Raw genomic sequence first — 15,735 nt, forward strand, 5'->3', positions numbered from 1 at the left:
ATAAAAAGATCACCTGCAGTGGCGCTATGGCGCTAAGCTCGGGGTAGGCTGCGGATAGCTTATTTAAGGTGGTGGGACATATATCGGGACAGAAGGTAAAACCGATAAAAAACAAGCTCCATTTACCTTGTAATTGCGCCTGAGTAAAAGGCTGATTATGTTGATCGACGAGTGCAAAGGGCGGGATTGCTAAGGCCTTGGGGAACACCACGGCGCTCTCAAGTGCGAGCGGTGCGCGCATCTCTTGCGCAGGTTCAGCGTCAGCGCGAGATTCCGATGAGGAATAATACTTAACTACCCATGGGCCACCAAGACCGAAGAGCAATAGGCAGATGATGAGGATCGTTTTTGGCATGATGTGCTCCAGTCAGCTTATCGGTCGATTTAGCCCGCTACAGGTAGTGATCCAGCAGTAACGCTGTAAATAACAACATTAAATGGTAGATAGAAAAGCGAAATACCTGCATGGCTAAGCCCGGGCGATCCCGATATTTAAGTTGCCAAGCCTGATAGATAAATCCACCACTGAGTAGGCTTGAGCTAACCAAATACAGCACCCCGCACATGCCAACTAGAACGGGGAGCAGGCAGGCAATAGCCAGCAGCAGGGTATAGAGCAGGATACAGGTTTTGGTAAATTCGACCCCGTGGGTCACGGGCAGCATAGGGATTGCGACCTTAGCGTATTCGGCCCGGCGGTGAATAGCCAAAGCCCAAAAGTGTGGCGGCGTCCATGTAAAAATAATGATCACCAGCAGTAGGGCGTGGCCGTGAAACTCGTTGGTGACTGCGGTCCAGCCAAGGAGCGGTGGCATCGCTCCGGCGAGCCCGCCGATGACGATATTCTGCGAGGTCGCCCGTTTCAAATAGGCGGTATACACCAGCGCATAGCCAATTAAGCTGGCGAAGGTGAGCCAAGCCGTTAGCGGATTAACCAATAAATACAAAATAATAAAACCTAGCGTGCCGAGGCTGGCGGCAAAGATTAAGGCATGGCTGACACTGACTCGCCCCTTAGGGAGCGGCCGGTTATAGGTCCGCGCCATCATGGCATCAATACGTCTGTCAATCAGGTGATTCAGTGCCGCCGCCGAACCTGCCATCATGGCAATCCCTCCCATCCCTGCTACGAGTCCTTGCAATGGGACGGCGCCGGGCACCGCAAGGCACATGCCGACCAATACCGTTAGCAGCATGAGGGCCACCACCTTAGGTTTGGTCATCTCAATATAGGCGCGCCACACGGGGAGAGTGCCGATAGGGCTTGCCGTGAACACCTGTGGTTTTGTGAGTTTGAGTGATTTTGCCATGTTAGTTTCCTCGGTGAGCAACTGCGCGCTGTAAACGGTTACGCCATACAAAATAGTTAATTGCGACTAGGGTGAGCAGCAACAGCGCCGCCCCGCCGTTATGGGACACTGCAATCCCTAACGGTAACTGCATAACCACATTTGTGATCCCTAAACTGACCTGCAGGATCACTAAGGCGATAAGTAATAACCCAAGGGACCTGAGGGGCTGGGTGTGAACGATTAGCCTGTAGGCCAACAACAGCAGCATAACCGCAGTAACAAGGGCGCCGAACCGGTGGGCGATATGGATGGTCATGCGCGCGGGGTAATCTAGTACCCCAAACTCAAAGCTTGGGTGCTGGCCTTGAAAGGGCGAAAATGCCTCGGCAAGGGCGATATTTTCTAGCCATTGCCCTTCGCAGATCGGTAACGTCGTGCAGGCGAGGGCTGCATAGTTGGCCGAGGTCCAGCCGCCGAGCATAATTTGGCCGATGAGCACCATTAAACACACCGTGGCGAGGGCTGCCAAGCTTGCAGGATAGGGCGCACCTCCTAAGCGAAGATCGGTTGATATGTTGATGGTGTTACTCACAGTGCTACTCGCATTTTTGGCCGTTATTTTGTCGATGTTGTCGCTACTTGGCAGTTGGAGCGCATCGACTGCTGGCCGCGTGGCTTGAGCGCGAATGCGTAAATACAGCAGTAATAACAGGGAAAACACACTAAAACCGCCGATAAGATGGGCCATGACCACGATGGGCATTAGCTTCATCGTGACCGTCCACATGCCTAATGCTCCCTGAAAAATGATCAATAACAATATGATAAAGGGTAGTTTTTTAGGTGCATTGGTGTTGTTTAAGCACAGCGCAACAATTAGCAGCACCAATACACCTAGGCTGGCGGCAATGTATCTGTGGATCATTTCCAACCAGGCTTTTTCGGGGTGGATATCGTGGTCCGGGAAAATCCGTTGAGCGTGGGCGATTTCGTGATCTTGGGTAGGAACCTTGATATGGCCGTAACATCCCGGCCAGTCTGGGCAGCCAAGGCCTGCGTCCGATAGGCGAGTGTAAGCGCCCATCAAAATCACAAGTAGAGTCAATATCAGGGTGAGGCGCATAAGCCAAGTGAGTGCCATTAGTCTACCCTCGACAATTTAAGGAGTTTACGTAAATCGGCAATCATCCCTTTACCTTGGGCCAAATGTGCTTGCGAACCATCGACTTGGGGATAGCGCAGCACTAGGTTACCTAAGGGGTCGACGATGAGGATCTGCTGCTTATCTAACCATGGCCGAAGGCGCGGATGCAGTGGCTGGGTGCGAAAGGTAAACGCTGTTAAGGCGCGAAGATCACTCTCAGGGCTCAGCAGAATAATCGGGGTGGCGCGGTGTTGATCCGGCCCGAGTGCCTTATGGCTCTGGCGTAAAATGTATAAGCGTTCACGGCAGGAATCTTGGCAGTCGGCCGGTAATAAATACTGCAGTTGCCATTCCTGAGGCTGAGTGAGCTGCAGCCCTAGGCTAGCATAGCTGGTTGGAGGGGAGATTAACTCACCGTGGTTAGTTACGCCGCCGTGGTACCAATTGAGGCTCAAGACCACTTTGGCGATAAGTACCGGCGTAACAAAGCTTAAGAGCAGTAACCCTAAGACTTTAGGCGAGCTGGCGATGCTGGGGGGGGTTAATTGGGAGTTCATTGTTGCTCCTCTACAGAATTATCGCTAATTCATGATGTTATTGTATTGAGTGAGTCGATCTGGTTTACGCGTTTATTGAGCTGTGGGCGCCTCTTCGGGAGGATGCTGCTCCTTGAGCCGCTGGTGATATTTAAGGCCCTGCCAGAGCATTAATCCGGCAAATACCGCTGCCATCGTGAACCACTGCAGCGCATACCCCTGGTGCTTTTGTGCCGAGAGTGGAAACGGTTGCCATGGGTGGGGGAGCGCAAGGGATGGCAGTGTCTCGGGTTGCAGCACAACCGGCAGGATTGCTTGGCCTAACAGCTGCTCCATTTGCACAATATTGAGATTTTGAAAGCGGATAAGCTCTCCCATTTCCGCTTGCAGCGTTTGGCTTAATGGGTTGATTTGTTTTTGATACAGCCGCCCTTGCAGATGCAACTGACCACGAAGAGGCGCGATTTTGGGTAACTCATGGCGCACTAAGCCTGCGCCGATAAAACCTAACTCGATTAATAGCCAAGGCTGTTTGGCATCGATTTGCAGCAGCTGAAAAGCCAAATAGCCCACCTCGCCCTGATAAATTTGATTATCGAGGAGCCAAATGGGTGATGGGGCGGGGCTGGCGTGGATCTCGAGACGATAACCGGTGAGAGCGTAGGCGTCCTCTGGTGTTTTTTGGGCAACTTTTTCAAGGAGCTCTGGGTAGCTGAGTGGTAACTGGGCTTGCCGCGCAGCCATTTGGGCGAGCTGTGTGGCTTTTTCTTCACCGCGGGCTAATTGCCATAGGCCGAGCTTGATCAACAGGCTAAATACGGTCACAGTCAAGAGCAGTAACAGTACGGTGAATTTATTGAGCAGAAGATAAGGATATGGCATGGATACCCCGTTCATTGTTAAGTTGGTTTTAGTGCTGCTATTGCTGGTTATCATGGTTAATTTAGGGCGCGCCTTGTTGATCATGATTAAGGGCGAAAACAAGCAGCCTATGAGTCGCTATCTTGGTCGCCGGCTGTGGTTTTCGGTATTAGTCATCTTGCTGCTACTGCTGGCATTTGGGACGGGGCTGCTCACTCCCCATCCTACCCCTTATTAACGGCGGCGATGGGCTACAGCACGTAGACAAAGATAAATAGGCATAGCCACACCACATCGACAAAGTGCCAATACCAGCTACCCGCCTGAAAGGCAAAATGGCTATGGGCGGTAAAATGGCCTTTGAGTACCCTTAGTAATAGCACCAATAAAAACACGGTCCCCAGCGTGACATGCATGCCATGGAAGCCCGTGAGCAGGAAAAACGTATTGCCATAAATGCCCGAGGTGAGCGTGAGCCCCATTTCTTGATAGGCGTGCAGGTATTCCTGTACCTGCAGGAATAAAAATCCTAGCCCTAATAAGATAGTGATCCCAAGCCATAGACCAAGTGGTGTGCGCTTACCTTGCTCGAGGCTGACGTGGGCAAAATGCAGGGTTACCGAAGAGGTCAGCAGTACTATGGTGTTGATTAAGGGAAGGCCAGTCCAAGGCATCGCTTGAGTTTGGGCGCCAGCGGGCGTCGTGACCAACGGCCAGATGGCCTCAAAATTGGGCCACAGTACCGCATGGGTCATGGCGTGGTTGGCGTCGCCACCCAGCCAAGGTACGGCAAACATCCGAGCATAAAACAAGGCCCCAAAAAAGGCGGCAAAAAACATCACCTCTGAAAAGATAAACCAGCTCATTCCTTGGCGAAAGGAGCGATCCATTTGCTGGGAATACAGTCCAGCCATGGATTCGTGGATGACTGCTCTAAACCAACCTACTAGCATAAATAGCAGCACTGCAATCCCCGTCAGCAGGATATAGCCCCCGCCAGATGCGCCAGATTTGAGCTGTTGGACAAAGTGCCCCGCGCCAAAGGCGATTAAAAAGAGACCGATGGCACCGATTATGGGCCAAGCGCTTTGGTGGGGAACATAATAACTGTGGGGTTTGCTGGTCATTTGGCCGCTCCTTGCTCTAGGGCAGACGTTAACTGCTTGTCGGTAATGTCGTAGAGGGTGTAATTAAGGGTCAAGGTATGGATGGATTCGGGTAATTGCGGATCCACATAAAAAATTAAGGGTAACTCGGCGCGGGCAAGCGCCGCCAAGGGTTGCTGGTTAAAGCAAAAACATTCCGTTTTATTAAAATAGGCGGCCCCTTGGCCGGGGGATACCGAGGGGATCGCTTGGCCAACGAGCGTGCGGTCGGCGCGGTTATAGGCTAAAAATGAGGTGCGCACGAGTTCGCCTGGATGCACCTCTAACCGTTTGGTTTGGGGAGTAAATTCCCAAGGCATGCCCGTCTGTACTTGGGCGAGAAACTCAATCGTCACGAGCCGTTGGGTATCAATAGTGATCCCTTGATAATCCTTGGCGCTGGAGGCGGTTTTACCATTGATCCCAAGTTTTTCACACAACACATCGTACAGCGGCACGAGGGCGAAGCCAAAGCCAAACATCCCGAGGCAACCTACAACTAACATGCTGATAAGTCTGCGATTTGACTTTGGCTGGCGAGCGTTAGACTCGTGCGCATTCGGTTCGCGAGATTGACAAGCACTAAGCAGGTTAGCGCTCCCTTGCTCAACGCTCGGCGGCATGGCGGGCGTTTGCCTTGGTGGGAGAATCCTCGCCATGTCACTTTACCTCTGGCGGTGTGGTGAAGGAGTGATAAGGCGCAGGGCTTGGTAGTGTCCACTCTAGCCCTTCGCTGCCATCCCAAGGTTTGGCTGGCGCTTTGTCGCCTGCGCGAATGCACTTGATCACTAATACGAGGAAAAGCAACTGGGACAACCCAAAGGCAAAGCCACCAATGGAAACAATTTGATTGATATCGGCAAATTGAATCGCATAGTCCGGGATACGCCTTGGCATACCCGCGAGCCCAAGAAAATGCATGGGGAAAAATAGCACATTGACTGAAATCACCGAGCACCAAAAATGCCACTGGGCAAGACGTTCGCTGTACATGTGCCCGGTCCACTTGGGTAGCCAATAATAGGCCGCCGCCATGATTGAAAAAATGGCGCCAGTGACTAACACATAGTGGAAGTGTGCCACGACAAAATAAGTGTCATGGTATTGGAAGTCTGCCGGGGTGATCGCGAGCATCAATCCTGAGAAGCCGCCAATCGTAAACAGGATGATGAAGGCGACGGCAAACAGCATGGGTGCCTCAAAGCTGAGCGAACCGCGCCACATGGTCGCAACCCAATTAAACACTTTGACTCCCGTCGGTACGGCAATCAACATCGTGCAGTACATAAAAAACAGTTCGGCAAAGACCGGCATGCCTGTCGTAAACATATGGTGGGCCCACACCAGAAACGACAAAATGGCGATACTGGCCGTGGCATATACCATCGAGGAGTAGCCAAATAATCGCTTACGGCTAAAGGCGGGGATGATGGCAGAGATGATGCCGAAGGAGGGCAGGATCATAATGTACACTTCGGGGTGGCCGAAGAACCAAAATATATGCTGGAACATCACCGGATCGCCGCCGCCCGCCGCATTAAAAAAGCTGGTGCCGAAAAATTTGTCGGTCAATACCATAGTGACCGCCCCCGCGAGCACCGGCATCACCGCAATCAGTAGAAAGGCAGTGATAAGCCAAGTCCACACAAATAAGGGCAGCTTCATCCAGGTCATCCCTGGTGCGCGTAAGTTGACGATAGTCACGATCACATTGATCGCCCCCATAATGGAACTTATTCCCATGATATGGATGGCAAAAACAAACAGAGCAGTGCTGTCTGGACTGTAAGTTGTGGATAACGGTGCGTAAAATGTCCAGCCAAAGTTCGGCCCACCGCCTTCCATAAACAGCGAACTGAGTAGGATGGCAAAGGCAAAGGGCAAGATCCAAAAGCTCCAGTTGTTCATCCGTGGTAGGGCCATATCCGGCGCGCCAATCATCATCGGGATCAGCCAGTTGGCAAGCCCGGTAAAGGCTGGCATGACAGCGCCAAACACCATAATCAGACCATGAACCGTGGTCATTTGGTTAAAAAAGTTGGGTTCGACTAACTGTAATCCGGGCTGGAACAGTTCCGCGCGGATCACCATCGCCATTGCACCACCGACAAAAAACATGATCAGGCTGAACCATAAATACAGCGTGCCTATGTCCTTATGGTTGGTCGTGAGTACCCAGCGCATTAACCCTTTTGGCGCGCCATGGGCTTCTTGTGGGTGGTGCGCCTGATGAGACTTTTCATGGGCGGCTATCTGATCTTGAGTCATTGTGCTCATCTTCATCCTCTACTTTCCATGGCCTGGGATATCGGTGGGTTGCACGGTATCGCCGCGATTATTGCCCCAAGCATTGCGCTCATAGGTGATCACGGCGGCAAGTTGCTGAGGGCTGAGTTGAGTCGCAAATGCCTGCATTGCAGTACCTTGTTTGCCATTCATCACGATATCGATGTGATTGGCGACTGGCCCAGTGACGATTGGGCTAGCGATAAGTGCTGGGAATGCTGGCGGCAGGCCTGTGCCGGTTAACTGATGGCAGGCCGCGCAGTATTTGGCATAAACCATCTCCCCTTCAGCCATTAGCTCTGCGTGAGTGAGTGCCGCACGACTGACTGCAGCGTTAGGGGCCGGCTGGTTGTTTTTGTCTGGCGCCGTAGCATTGTTTGTGCTGGTAGGGCTTGTGGGGAGCTTGCTCGCTGCGTCTGGAAGCGCGCCTTGTGCTGCGCTGCTTAGCGCCGCTCCTTGGTTAGCCATTAAGTGCTCATTCACCATTTTGGCCTGCACGAGATCGCCAGTGTCGTTACCCCAAGCATTACGTTCGTAGGTGGTTACCGCGGCAATGTCTTGAGCGCTTAGTTGCTTACCAAAGGCTTGCATCGCCGTGCCCGCTTTGCCGTGGATCACGATATCAAGGTGTGCGCTCACGGGGCCAAGGGCAATGGGGCTGGCTTTGAGGCTAGGAAAAACGCCTTTTAATCCCTCACCATTTGGCTGGTGGCAGGCGGCGCAGTGCGCCAGATACACTTGCTCTCCTTGGGACATAAGCTCTGCTTTGCTGAGGGTTTGATCGAGGGCGGCTGAAGCGGCCGCCGCCGCTAAATTGGCCTCTTGTTTTTGCTTGGCTATCCAGGCATCAAATTCGGCCTCTGGCACCGCTTGCACTACGATAGGCATAAACCCATGGTCTTTCCCGCAAAGTTCGGTACATTGACCGCGGTAAGTACCGGGGGTGTCGATGCGTGTCCAAGCTTCATTGATAAAACCGGGATTGGCATCTTTTTTTACTGCAAAGGCAGGCACCCACCATGAGTGGATCACATCTTCTGAAGTCATCAGAAAGCGAATTTTGCGCTGGGTGGGGACAACGAGGGGTCTATCAACCTCGAGCAGATAATGGCTACCTTTAGCTTCGCTGCCTGCAATTTGGGATTTTGGGGTTGAAAGTAGGCTGTAAAATGCAATGTCGTGATCAAAATAGCTGTAGTGCCATTTCCACTGGGATCCAGTGACTTTAATGGTCAGTTCGGCATTGCTGGGGTCTTCCATGGCGATCAAGGTTTTGGTTGCCGGTATCGCCATTAAGATCAAAATGATAAATGGTGTAACCGTCCAGGCAATTTCGACCTTTGTACTCTCATGGAATTGGGCCGCGACCGCGCCTTTTGATTTGCGATGCATGACCATGGCATAAATCATGATGCCAAATACGACGATGCCAATCGCACAGCAAATATAAAAAATGGTCATGTGCAAGTGATAAACCTTGCCACTGATCTCGGTGACCCCTTGGGTCATGTTGAAGCTTGAGCCCGCCGCCATTAACGAGGGGGTAAATAACATCATAATAAGCAAACAATACAGCCATTTTTTCACAAGACATCTCCTCTGCTCATTGCGCATCGCAACTACAAAGAAGAGCAACACAGTAAGTCTCAACTCTATGCAAACTCTTCAGTTCCCAAAAAAGCATTTTTGACTTCAACGTGCGTTGGCGGCCGGTACTTTCAATTAAGTCTTGTTAGTGTTGGCATTGGCCACGCTGGCACATACTGCTGAATACATCTGTTATTTGATGTGGTTGTGGCATATTAACGCGTTGGATTCACTGACCACAGGGGCGAAATGTTATCGCAGCCCCAATCAACCATAATTGCTGTTTAAATATTGATCAAGGTCGCCTGTTTTTCTAATTCTATGAAAAGTTGCTAAAAAAAAGCCTCACTGGCAAAGGTGAGGCGATTTTCACGGTAAGTGGCGCAATAATGACTAATGTACGGCGCTGCCAAACAGCGTGTGCTTAATATGCTCATGCGGCAAGTTGCGTGCATCACAAAGTAAGTGACTATTCACCTCCTCGAGTACAATCCCCATGGCTCTTGCACTTTTTGCGACAAGTTGCAGGCGGCGCCCATCGCGGGCATCGAGGGGGGATGTCCAAGTAATGACGGCACTGGACGTACCACTTGTGAGCGCTTTTTCCATGGCCCACAGAGTTTCAACGGCATCTTTAGTGTGGACTAATAAAATGCGATCCATCCGTACGCCAGCGCTTGTCAGCAAGGGCTTATAGCCAATGCTGGGAGGGTTGATCAATACCACCCAGCGCCCCTGCTGGCTGAGTTGGGCGAGTTGGCTACACAACTGCGTGAGCTCATGGCGGCCTTGGGTCTGAGTTGGTATGCAAGTTATCGGCGTGCTCTGCCAGTTGTTATCGGTATTGCGTACATTATCGAGCCATAAACCGGGGTGGCGCGGGGCATTACCGAGTAATTTATTCATAGCCAGTCTCCATTACGGATCACGCCAACCGCAAGCCCTTCAATTGTCAAACTTTGAAAATTTAAGTCGACTTTAATCGGGGCGTAATCGTCATTTTCGGCGTGCAGGTAGACCAAGTTGCCTTTTTTTTCGAAGCGTTTGACCGTAACGTCTTCATCGAGGCGTGCGACCACCACTTGGCCATTGTTTGCCTGTTGCACTTTATGTACGGCAAGCAGATCGCCCTCAAGAATGCCAATATTCTTCATGCTATCGCCTTTTACCCGCAGTAAAAAATCTGCGGCAGGGTGGAACATGCTGGGATCGACTTGATAATACTGTTCCACATGTTCTTGGGCGAGAATGGGTTCGCCTGCAGCAACTTGGCCAATCAGCGGCAAGCCTGATTCGATGAGCTGGTCTTCTGCGGGTTCAGCGGGGAGGCGAATGCCGCGCGAGGTTCCAGGCATGATTTCGATACAGCCTTTTTTAGCCAGTGCTTTTAGGTGTTCTTCGGCGGCATTGGCGCTTTTAAAACCTAAACGAGTGGCGATTTCAGCGCGGGTGGGCGGCATGCCAGTATCAGCAATATTGCGTTTAATCAGCTCTAAAATTTCAGCTTGGCGCGGCGTTAAGGGTCTCATGGTGGTTCCTGTTTTTCTATACAGTTACTGTTAGTATATACAGTAACTTTTGCAGCGCAAGTATTAACCACTTTAAGATTTTATATTGAGGCTAATTTGGCGTGGGAGAGTGGTTAACTTGAGTGTAGTTAATTGGTTTGTAATGTTTTTTATTTTAACGGTTGGCGGTAAGAATGTTAGGACGGTGGCAGATAATGTAGAGTATTAGCGAATACTCCCTAGAGTCTGGTATTCTATAGGGCTAGTAAACGTACTTAATTATATAAAAATAATGCCTAAACAAGACTCTCTTTGGTTGAAATCATTGCGTTGGATCCAAAAATGCCTAGTGCATACTATTGTTGTGCCTCAGGATCCCTTCGCCGATCTGAATTTGGATGCCTCTAAGCCGCTGGCTTATGTGATGAAAACCGAATCCATTAGTGATATCGCGGCTCTGCATGAAATCACGGCTAAATTAGGTTTACCGAGCCCCTATGAACCGTTAGTGACTAACGGGGTGGTTGCCCCGCGGGTGGTGTGTCTTGAGGGGCGAAAACCACTGTTTGGCCAACGGGCGAGCAATGGCCCTTTTCTGGAATGTTTTATGCGGCTATTAGCCGTGCATAAGGAGCGCCCGGACCTTGATATTCAATTGGTACCAGTGAGCCTGTATTGGGGGCGTACGCCGGGTAAAGAAGACGATACCATGAAGGCGGCGGTGCTAGAGCGTGAAAATCCAACTTGGCTGCGCAAATGTTTGATGATCCTGTTTTTAGGTCGGCATAATTTTGTGCAATTTTCTAATGCGGTGTCGCTGCGTTATATGGCCGATGAACATGGCACCGACATGGGTATTGCGCATAAATTAGCGCGAGTGGCACGGGTGCACTTCCGGCGTCAACGCAAAGTGATGACCGGCCCCGTGTTGCCTAATCGCCAAGCCTTGTTTGATTCATTGCTCAAGTCAGAAAGTTTACGTAAGGCGATTGCCGAAGAGGCGGCCAGTAAAAAGATTTCTGAAACGCAGGCTCGCGAAACGGCAATTGAGTATCTTGATGAAATCGCAGCTAATTATTCAGATAACTTGGTCCGTATTGCGGAGCGATTTTTAACGTGGCTATGGAATAAACTCTATAGCGGCATCAATATCAAAGGGGCTGAGCAAATCCGCCAACTCCACCACGATGGCCACGAAATTGTCTATGTGCCGTGCCATCGCAGTCATATGGATTACCTGCTGTTATCTTATATTTTGTATTATCAAGGCATGGTACCGCCGCATATCGCCGCGGGCATTAATCTGAACTTCTGGCCAGCGGGACCGATTTTCCGCCGTGGTGGCGCCTTCTTTATCCGCCGCAGTTTTAATGGCAATAAACTCTATACCGCGGTATTTCGGGAGTACTTAGATCAGTTATTTGCTAAGGGGTATTCGGTGGAATACTTTTCCGAGGGGGGCCGTTCGCGCACTGGCCGCTTACTTGCACCGAAAACTGGCATGATCGCGATGACGATGAATAGTGTGCTGCGGGGCATTGAGCGCCCGGTGACCTTGGTGCCAGTGTATTTGGGCTATGACCATGTGATGGAAGTGGCGACTTACCATAAAGAATTAAGCGGCAAGAAAAAGCAAAAAGAGTCGGTATGGCAAGTGTTTGGCGCTATTCGTAAATTGGGCAATTTTGGCCAAGGTTATGTCAATTTTGGTGAGCCGATTACCCTGCAGAACTTTTTGAACGAAACCGCGCCGAATTGGCGGGCGGAGCTTGCTGACGATCCTGAGCAAAAACCCACATGGTTGACCCCGGCGGTAAATCAGCTGGCCAATCGGGTGATGACCCGCATCAATGATGCCGCGGCGGCCAGTTCGGTTACCCTGACGAGCTTAGTGTTATTGGCGTCGGAGCAAAATGCGCTTGAGCGCGGTCTGCTAGAACGGCAGTTAGATTTGTATTTGACCTTACTTAAGCAGGTGCCTTACACCGCGTTTACCTCCGTGGCTGAGGGGGATGGTAAGCATTTAGTGCAGCAGGGCGTGGAGCTTAAAAAGTTTATCGTCAGTGCCGATGGCTTGGGAGAAATCGTGTCTATTGATGCCAAGCAAGCGGTGTCAATGACCTATTATCGTAATAATATTATTCACTTATTTATTATTCCGGCTCTGGTGGCCAGTTGTTTGACGAGCCATGAGCACATTCAGCGCCAGCAGATTGTGGCAATAGTGAATGATTTTTATCCTTTACTGAAAGCCGAATTGTTTATGGGGGGTAAAGATGTGCCGGCCTATGTGGAGCAGATAGTCGATTTGCTGCTTGCCCAAGGGCTAGTCACCGAGGAGGATGGCTTGTCGGTGGTGAGCGAGCACGCCAGTCAGCTGCTCTTGCTGGCGGAGGCGGTAAGCGAAACCCTGCAGCGTTATGCAATTATTTTCAATCTGTTAGCCGATAGACCTCGGATGGAGCGCGCTGAGCTTGAATCTGAAAGTCATCTGCTGGCTCAGCGGTTGGGGGCGCTGCATGGCATTATGGCGCCAGAGTTTTACGATAAAAAACTCTATGGCACCTTGAGCGTGAAATTAAAAGAGTTGGGGTATCTTGCTGATAAAGAAGATAAATCAGATATTCAACGGATACGTAATCAAGCTAACGGCCTACTGCGAGCTTCGGTAAGGCAGACGATTGTCGCCAGTGTCACTGCGGAGCATATTAGTTAATGGCAAACCATATGAATGCGGCTAAGCATCAGCCTGCGAGTAAGTCTTTATTGGGCGGGGCGATGATTATTGCCGGAACGACTGTCGGCGCGGGGATGTTTTCATTGCCCGTGGTCGGAGCGGGGATGTGGTTTGGTTACTCCATCTTAATGTTGCTCGGTATTTGGTTTTGTATGTTGATGTCGGGCTTGCTACTGCTCGAAACCAATTTGCATTTTGAACCCGGGGCCAGTTTCGATACCTTGACAAAACAGACCCTTGGGCAGTTTTGGCGTATCGTCAATGGCGCGGCGATTGCCTTTGTGCTGTATATTCTCACCTATGCCTACATCAGTGGCGGTGGCTCTATCGTCAACCACAGTCTGCAGGGAATGGGGGTGACCTTGCCGCAAAGTGTTGCAGGCCTCGTGTTTGCCGGGGTGCTGGCGATTATCGTGCTTATCAGTACGAAAGCGGTAGATAGGATCACTACGATCATGCTGGGGGGAATGATCCTGACCTTCTTCCTTGCGATTGGGAATTTGTTGATCGAAATTGACCTGACGCGTTTGTTTGAGCCCGATGGCGAGCCCAGCTTTATTCCCTATTTATGGGTGGCGCTGCCCTTTGGTTTGGCCAGTTTTGGTTATCACGGTAATGTGCCGAGCTTAGTGAAGTATTATGGCAAAGACGCCTCGACCATCATTAAAGCCATTTTTGTGGGAACCTTTATCGCGCTAGTGATTTATAGCTGCTGGTTAGTGGCGACCATGGGCAATATTTCCCGTAGCCAGTTTAGTGAGATTATCGCTCAGGGCGGCAATATGGGGGTGCTCGTCGGCGCCCTATCGAAGGTCATCGCCAGCAGTTGGTTAAACAACATGTTAACCCTGTTTGCCAACCTCGCGGTGGCCTCGTCGTTCCTCGGGGTGACGTTAGGGTTATTTGATTATCTTGCCGATTTATTTGGTTTTGATGATACGCGCTCAGGGCGAATGAAAACTGCAATCGTGACTTTTGTGCCGCCCACCGTGTTTGGCCTGTTATTCCCTGACGGCTTTTTAATTGCCATTGGTTTTGCTGCGCTGGCGGCAACGGTGTGGGCGGTGATCGTCCCCGCCTTAATGGCCTATAGGTCGCGGCAGTTATTTCCTGAGAGCACAGGCTTTAAGGTGATGGGCGGTACGCCATTGATAGTCATCGTGGTGCTCTTTGGTATTGTCACTGGCGCTTGCCATTTGCTGGCCATGGCGGATCTGTTGCCGCAGTATTCTTAAGGTTGGTATTCTGAAGAGGTTGGCGCTTAGAGCGCTGATCATCGTCATCCCATCTCAGCGGTGAATTAGCCCTCCTCGGAGGGCTTTTTGTTGGCTGACACTGCAGTGGCGCAGGCTAGCGTTAATTAGGTTGATCGAGGGTGAAGCGCTCAGGGCAGGAGTCCTTTGGGGCGCGCTTTGCCTTGCCAAGCATCTCGGCTAAGGATTCGGCCGGGTTCAGATCTTGTGGCAGGCTTAGGCGGATTTCACTCAATAAGCCTTTGGCGCAGACGAGGCTCAGCTTTTGCTGTGCTCCTTGGCCAAAACTATTATCAAATTCTTGCTTTAACTCTTTTTTAGTCACCTGCTTGCCGATGTGTTGTTGGATAAAGTCCTGCGCCCACGCCGAGGCGTTGAGCGCTTGGGTCAATTGAATGGCGATGGCAAAATACTCATTCGGGTCCTGATTGCGGCAGATACCGTGTTTCCACCACTCGTGACGTTCTAAGCAGCTGCCGTAACGGGCGCTGGGCATCACGGTGTCGAGCTGTTGGCGCACCGCGCTGGTGAGTGCAATGGCGGGATAATCGCAAAAATCCTTGGGGGATTGTTTAACTGCGCCGCAATAACCATAGCGAGTGCCGCATTGCTGCCGATTCGGCCAGAGGCCATGCAGGGTAAATTGCCGCCACTGACTGGCTTGGGGAGTTTGGCTTAGCGCGCGGCATTCTGCTTTGCGCTGGCCATAGAGTTCACAAAAGCTACTTTGCCAACTCAGGGCTAATAGATTTGAATCAAACTGACCATCTAGCTGACATTGGTTGGCTGACGTTGGCGTTGGCGGCAGTGTCGGGCTGACTTGCGCTGCGGCGCTGAGGGGCTCTTGGGGGGCGGGTGCGCTGGTGTGGTATTGGCCGCATTCACCGCTGATCCAGCGTAATGGCGCTTGCGCTGCGTAGGATTGCACCCGTAGCCATTCAGGTCGATGGCTGTCACCAAGGATCTCCACCACCGGATAGCGCTGGCCTATCTCGCTCTTTGCGAGGTCTGGGTTAGTGCGCTTATTTTTCGACTGAAATAGCTCACAGTGTTTATCGGCAATAAACACCCCCGCCGCGGGCGCTGCGGTCGTGGTGGCACCATAAAAGCTGCCCAGTATTCCCAAGAGCAGGCTGAGGCTTAGCCGAAGGTGCGTCATGGCGCGCGAAGTTCGGGTCATTGGAGCTGTCCTCTGTTGGCGATGCTAAATTTGTTCAATGTGCAAAGCACGCTAAATGAATGGGTTAAAGGGCATTTTAATGAAAAATCCCCTCAAGCCAAACGGGGCATTGAGGGGAGAAAGTGGCTTAGCCTTTGCAAAGCGCTGCTATTTACGCGGCAGCTTGGTTTAGCTTGCGTGAGTAAATCAGCAAATACAGGGCCGGC

General features: G+C 51.3%; 15 protein-coding genes. 3 read left to right on the forward strand and 12 right to left on the reverse strand.

All coding sequences use genetic code 11. The annotated features are described in order from the left end of the window. The 5 genes from ACRCZA_RS05310 to ACRCZA_RS05330 form a co-directional block, all read right to left on the reverse strand. On the reverse strand, positions 1 to 355 hold a 355-nt coding region (locus ACRCZA_RS05310), incomplete at its 3' end, for an SCO family protein (protein WP_438673426.1). A gap of 37 nt (positions 356 to 392) precedes the next feature. Further along, positions 393 to 1,310, reverse strand: coding sequence for a heme o synthase (gene cyoE, locus ACRCZA_RS05315; RefSeq protein WP_438673427.1), 918 nt, complete (start codon positions 1,308 to 1,310; stop codon positions 393 to 395). Between the two features lies 1 nt (position 1,311). Next, a complete protein-coding gene (locus ACRCZA_RS05320; protein WP_438673428.1) occupies positions 1,312 to 2,433 on the reverse strand; it encodes a COX15/CtaA family protein in 1,122 nt (373 codons plus the stop codon). Beyond that, entirely contained in the window at positions 2,433 to 2,993 is a 561-nt protein-coding gene (locus ACRCZA_RS05325) for a hypothetical protein (RefSeq protein ID WP_438673429.1), read from the reverse strand. The genes ACRCZA_RS05320 and ACRCZA_RS05325 overlap by 1 nt, the downstream gene beginning before the upstream one ends. Positions 2,994 to 3,065: 72 nt before the next feature. Further along, the gene (locus tag ACRCZA_RS05330; protein ID WP_438673430.1) at positions 3,066 to 3,854 is read right to left on the reverse strand and encodes an SURF1 family protein; all 789 of its coding nucleotides are present in this window, start codon (positions 3,852 to 3,854) and stop codon (positions 3,066 to 3,068) included. Here ACRCZA_RS05330 and ACRCZA_RS05335 point away from each other — a divergent pair. Next, a complete protein-coding gene (locus ACRCZA_RS05335) occupies positions 3,853 to 4,071 on the forward strand; it encodes a DUF2909 family protein (RefSeq protein ID WP_438673431.1) in 219 nt (72 codons plus the stop codon). The two genes, ACRCZA_RS05330 and ACRCZA_RS05335, sit on opposite strands and share 2 nt — an antisense overlap. Before the next feature lie 13 nt (positions 4,072 to 4,084). Here the strand turns inward: ACRCZA_RS05335 and ACRCZA_RS05340 are convergent, their stop codons facing one another. From ACRCZA_RS05340 to lexA, 6 genes are all read right to left on the reverse strand, one after another. Continuing rightward, positions 4,085 to 4,960, reverse strand: a complete 876-nt coding sequence (locus ACRCZA_RS05340; RefSeq protein ID WP_438673432.1) for a cytochrome c oxidase subunit 3 — start codon at positions 4,958 to 4,960, stop codon at positions 4,085 to 4,087. Beyond that, positions 4,957 to 5,637: a cytochrome c oxidase assembly protein gene (locus ACRCZA_RS05345; RefSeq protein ID WP_438673433.1), complete on the reverse strand. Its 681-nt coding sequence runs from the start codon at positions 5,635 to 5,637 to the stop codon at positions 4,957 to 4,959. The genes ACRCZA_RS05340 and ACRCZA_RS05345 overlap by 4 nt, the downstream gene beginning before the upstream one ends. 1 nt (position 5,638) lies before the next feature. Beyond that, complete coding sequence (gene ctaD, locus ACRCZA_RS05350) at positions 5,639 to 7,255, reverse strand: cytochrome c oxidase subunit I (protein WP_438673434.1); 1,617 nt, start codon at positions 7,253 to 7,255, stop codon at positions 5,639 to 5,641. A 9-nt stretch (positions 7,256 to 7,264) separates the two neighbouring features. Further along, positions 7,265 to 8,851, reverse strand: coding sequence for a cytochrome c oxidase subunit II (gene coxB / locus ACRCZA_RS05355; RefSeq protein WP_438673435.1), 1,587 nt, complete (start codon positions 8,849 to 8,851; stop codon positions 7,265 to 7,267). 393 nt (positions 8,852 to 9,244) lie between these two features. Continuing rightward, positions 9,245 to 9,757: a cell division inhibitor SulA gene (locus tag ACRCZA_RS05360; protein WP_438673436.1), complete on the reverse strand. Its 513-nt coding sequence runs from the start codon at positions 9,755 to 9,757 to the stop codon at positions 9,245 to 9,247. After that, entirely contained in the window at positions 9,754 to 10,380 is a 627-nt protein-coding gene (lexA, locus tag ACRCZA_RS05365; protein WP_438673437.1) for a transcriptional repressor LexA, read from the reverse strand. The genes ACRCZA_RS05360 and lexA overlap by 4 nt, the downstream gene beginning before the upstream one ends. A 271-nt stretch (positions 10,381 to 10,651) precedes the next feature. On the opposite strand from lexA, the gene plsB reads away from it, so the two are divergent. Beyond that, entirely contained in the window at positions 10,652 to 13,075 is a 2,424-nt protein-coding gene (gene plsB / locus ACRCZA_RS05370) for a glycerol-3-phosphate 1-O-acyltransferase PlsB (RefSeq protein ID WP_438673438.1), read from the forward strand. Then, positions 13,075 to 14,331 carry a tryptophan permease gene (gene mtr / locus ACRCZA_RS05375; protein ID WP_438673439.1) on the forward strand — a complete coding sequence of 419 codons (1,257 nt, stop codon included), beginning with the start codon at positions 13,075 to 13,077 and terminating at the stop codon, positions 14,329 to 14,331. The genes plsB and mtr overlap by 1 nt, the downstream gene beginning before the upstream one ends. Positions 14,332 to 14,452: 121 nt before the next feature. On the opposite strand, the gene ACRCZA_RS05380 is transcribed toward mtr, so the two are convergent. Continuing rightward, positions 14,453 to 15,529: a ribonuclease T2 family protein gene (locus tag ACRCZA_RS05380; protein WP_438673440.1), complete on the reverse strand. Its 1,077-nt coding sequence runs from the start codon at positions 15,527 to 15,529 to the stop codon at positions 14,453 to 14,455. Positions 15,530 to 15,735 lie beyond the last annotated feature (206 nt).

Source organism: Shewanella sp. (genome assembly GCF_051658185.1).
In the GTDB taxonomy this organism is placed as follows: Bacteria; Pseudomonadota; Gammaproteobacteria; order Enterobacterales; family Shewanellaceae; genus Shewanella.

What these genes read in the sequence shown, in the direction of transcription:
- ACRCZA_RS05335 (WP_438673431.1), top strand. Translation starts at nt 3,853, where the DNA reads ATGGATACCCCGTTCATTGTTAAGTTGGTTTTAGTGCTGCTATTGCTG.
- ACRCZA_RS05320 (WP_438673428.1), bottom strand. Translation starts at nt 2,433, where the DNA reads ATGGCACTCACTTGGCTTATGCGCCTCACCCTGATATTGACTCTACTT.
- ACRCZA_RS05330 (WP_438673430.1), bottom strand. Translation starts at nt 3,854, where the DNA reads ATGCCATATCCTTATCTTCTGCTCAATAAATTCACCGTACTGTTACTG.
- ctaD (WP_438673434.1), bottom strand. Translation starts at nt 7,255, where the DNA reads ATGAGCACAATGACTCAAGATCAGATAGCCGCCCATGAAAAGTCTCAT.
- ACRCZA_RS05360 (WP_438673436.1), bottom strand. Translation starts at nt 9,757, where the DNA reads ATGAATAAATTACTCGGTAATGCCCCGCGCCACCCCGGTTTATGGCTC.
- ACRCZA_RS05380 (WP_438673440.1), bottom strand. Translation starts at nt 15,529, where the DNA reads ATGACCCGAACTTCGCGCGCCATGACGCACCTTCGGCTAAGCCTCAGC.
- ACRCZA_RS05340 (WP_438673432.1), bottom strand. Translation starts at nt 4,960, where the DNA reads ATGACCAGCAAACCCCACAGTTATTATGTTCCCCACCAAAGCGCTTGG.
- plsB (WP_438673438.1), top strand. Translation starts at nt 10,652, where the DNA reads ATGCCTAAACAAGACTCTCTTTGGTTGAAATCATTGCGTTGGATCCAA.
- mtr (WP_438673439.1), top strand. Translation starts at nt 13,075, where the DNA reads ATGGCAAACCATATGAATGCGGCTAAGCATCAGCCTGCGAGTAAGTCT.
- cyoE (WP_438673427.1), bottom strand. Translation starts at nt 1,310, where the DNA reads ATGGCAAAATCACTCAAACTCACAAAACCACAGGTGTTCACGGCAAGC.
- lexA (WP_438673437.1), bottom strand. Translation starts at nt 10,380, where the DNA reads ATGAGACCCTTAACGCCGCGCCAAGCTGAAATTTTAGAGCTGATTAAA.
- ACRCZA_RS05325 (WP_438673429.1), bottom strand. Translation starts at nt 2,993, where the DNA reads ATGAACTCCCAATTAACCCCCCCCAGCATCGCCAGCTCGCCTAAAGTC.
- ACRCZA_RS05345 (WP_438673433.1), bottom strand. Translation starts at nt 5,637, where the DNA reads ATGGCGAGGATTCTCCCACCAAGGCAAACGCCCGCCATGCCGCCGAGC.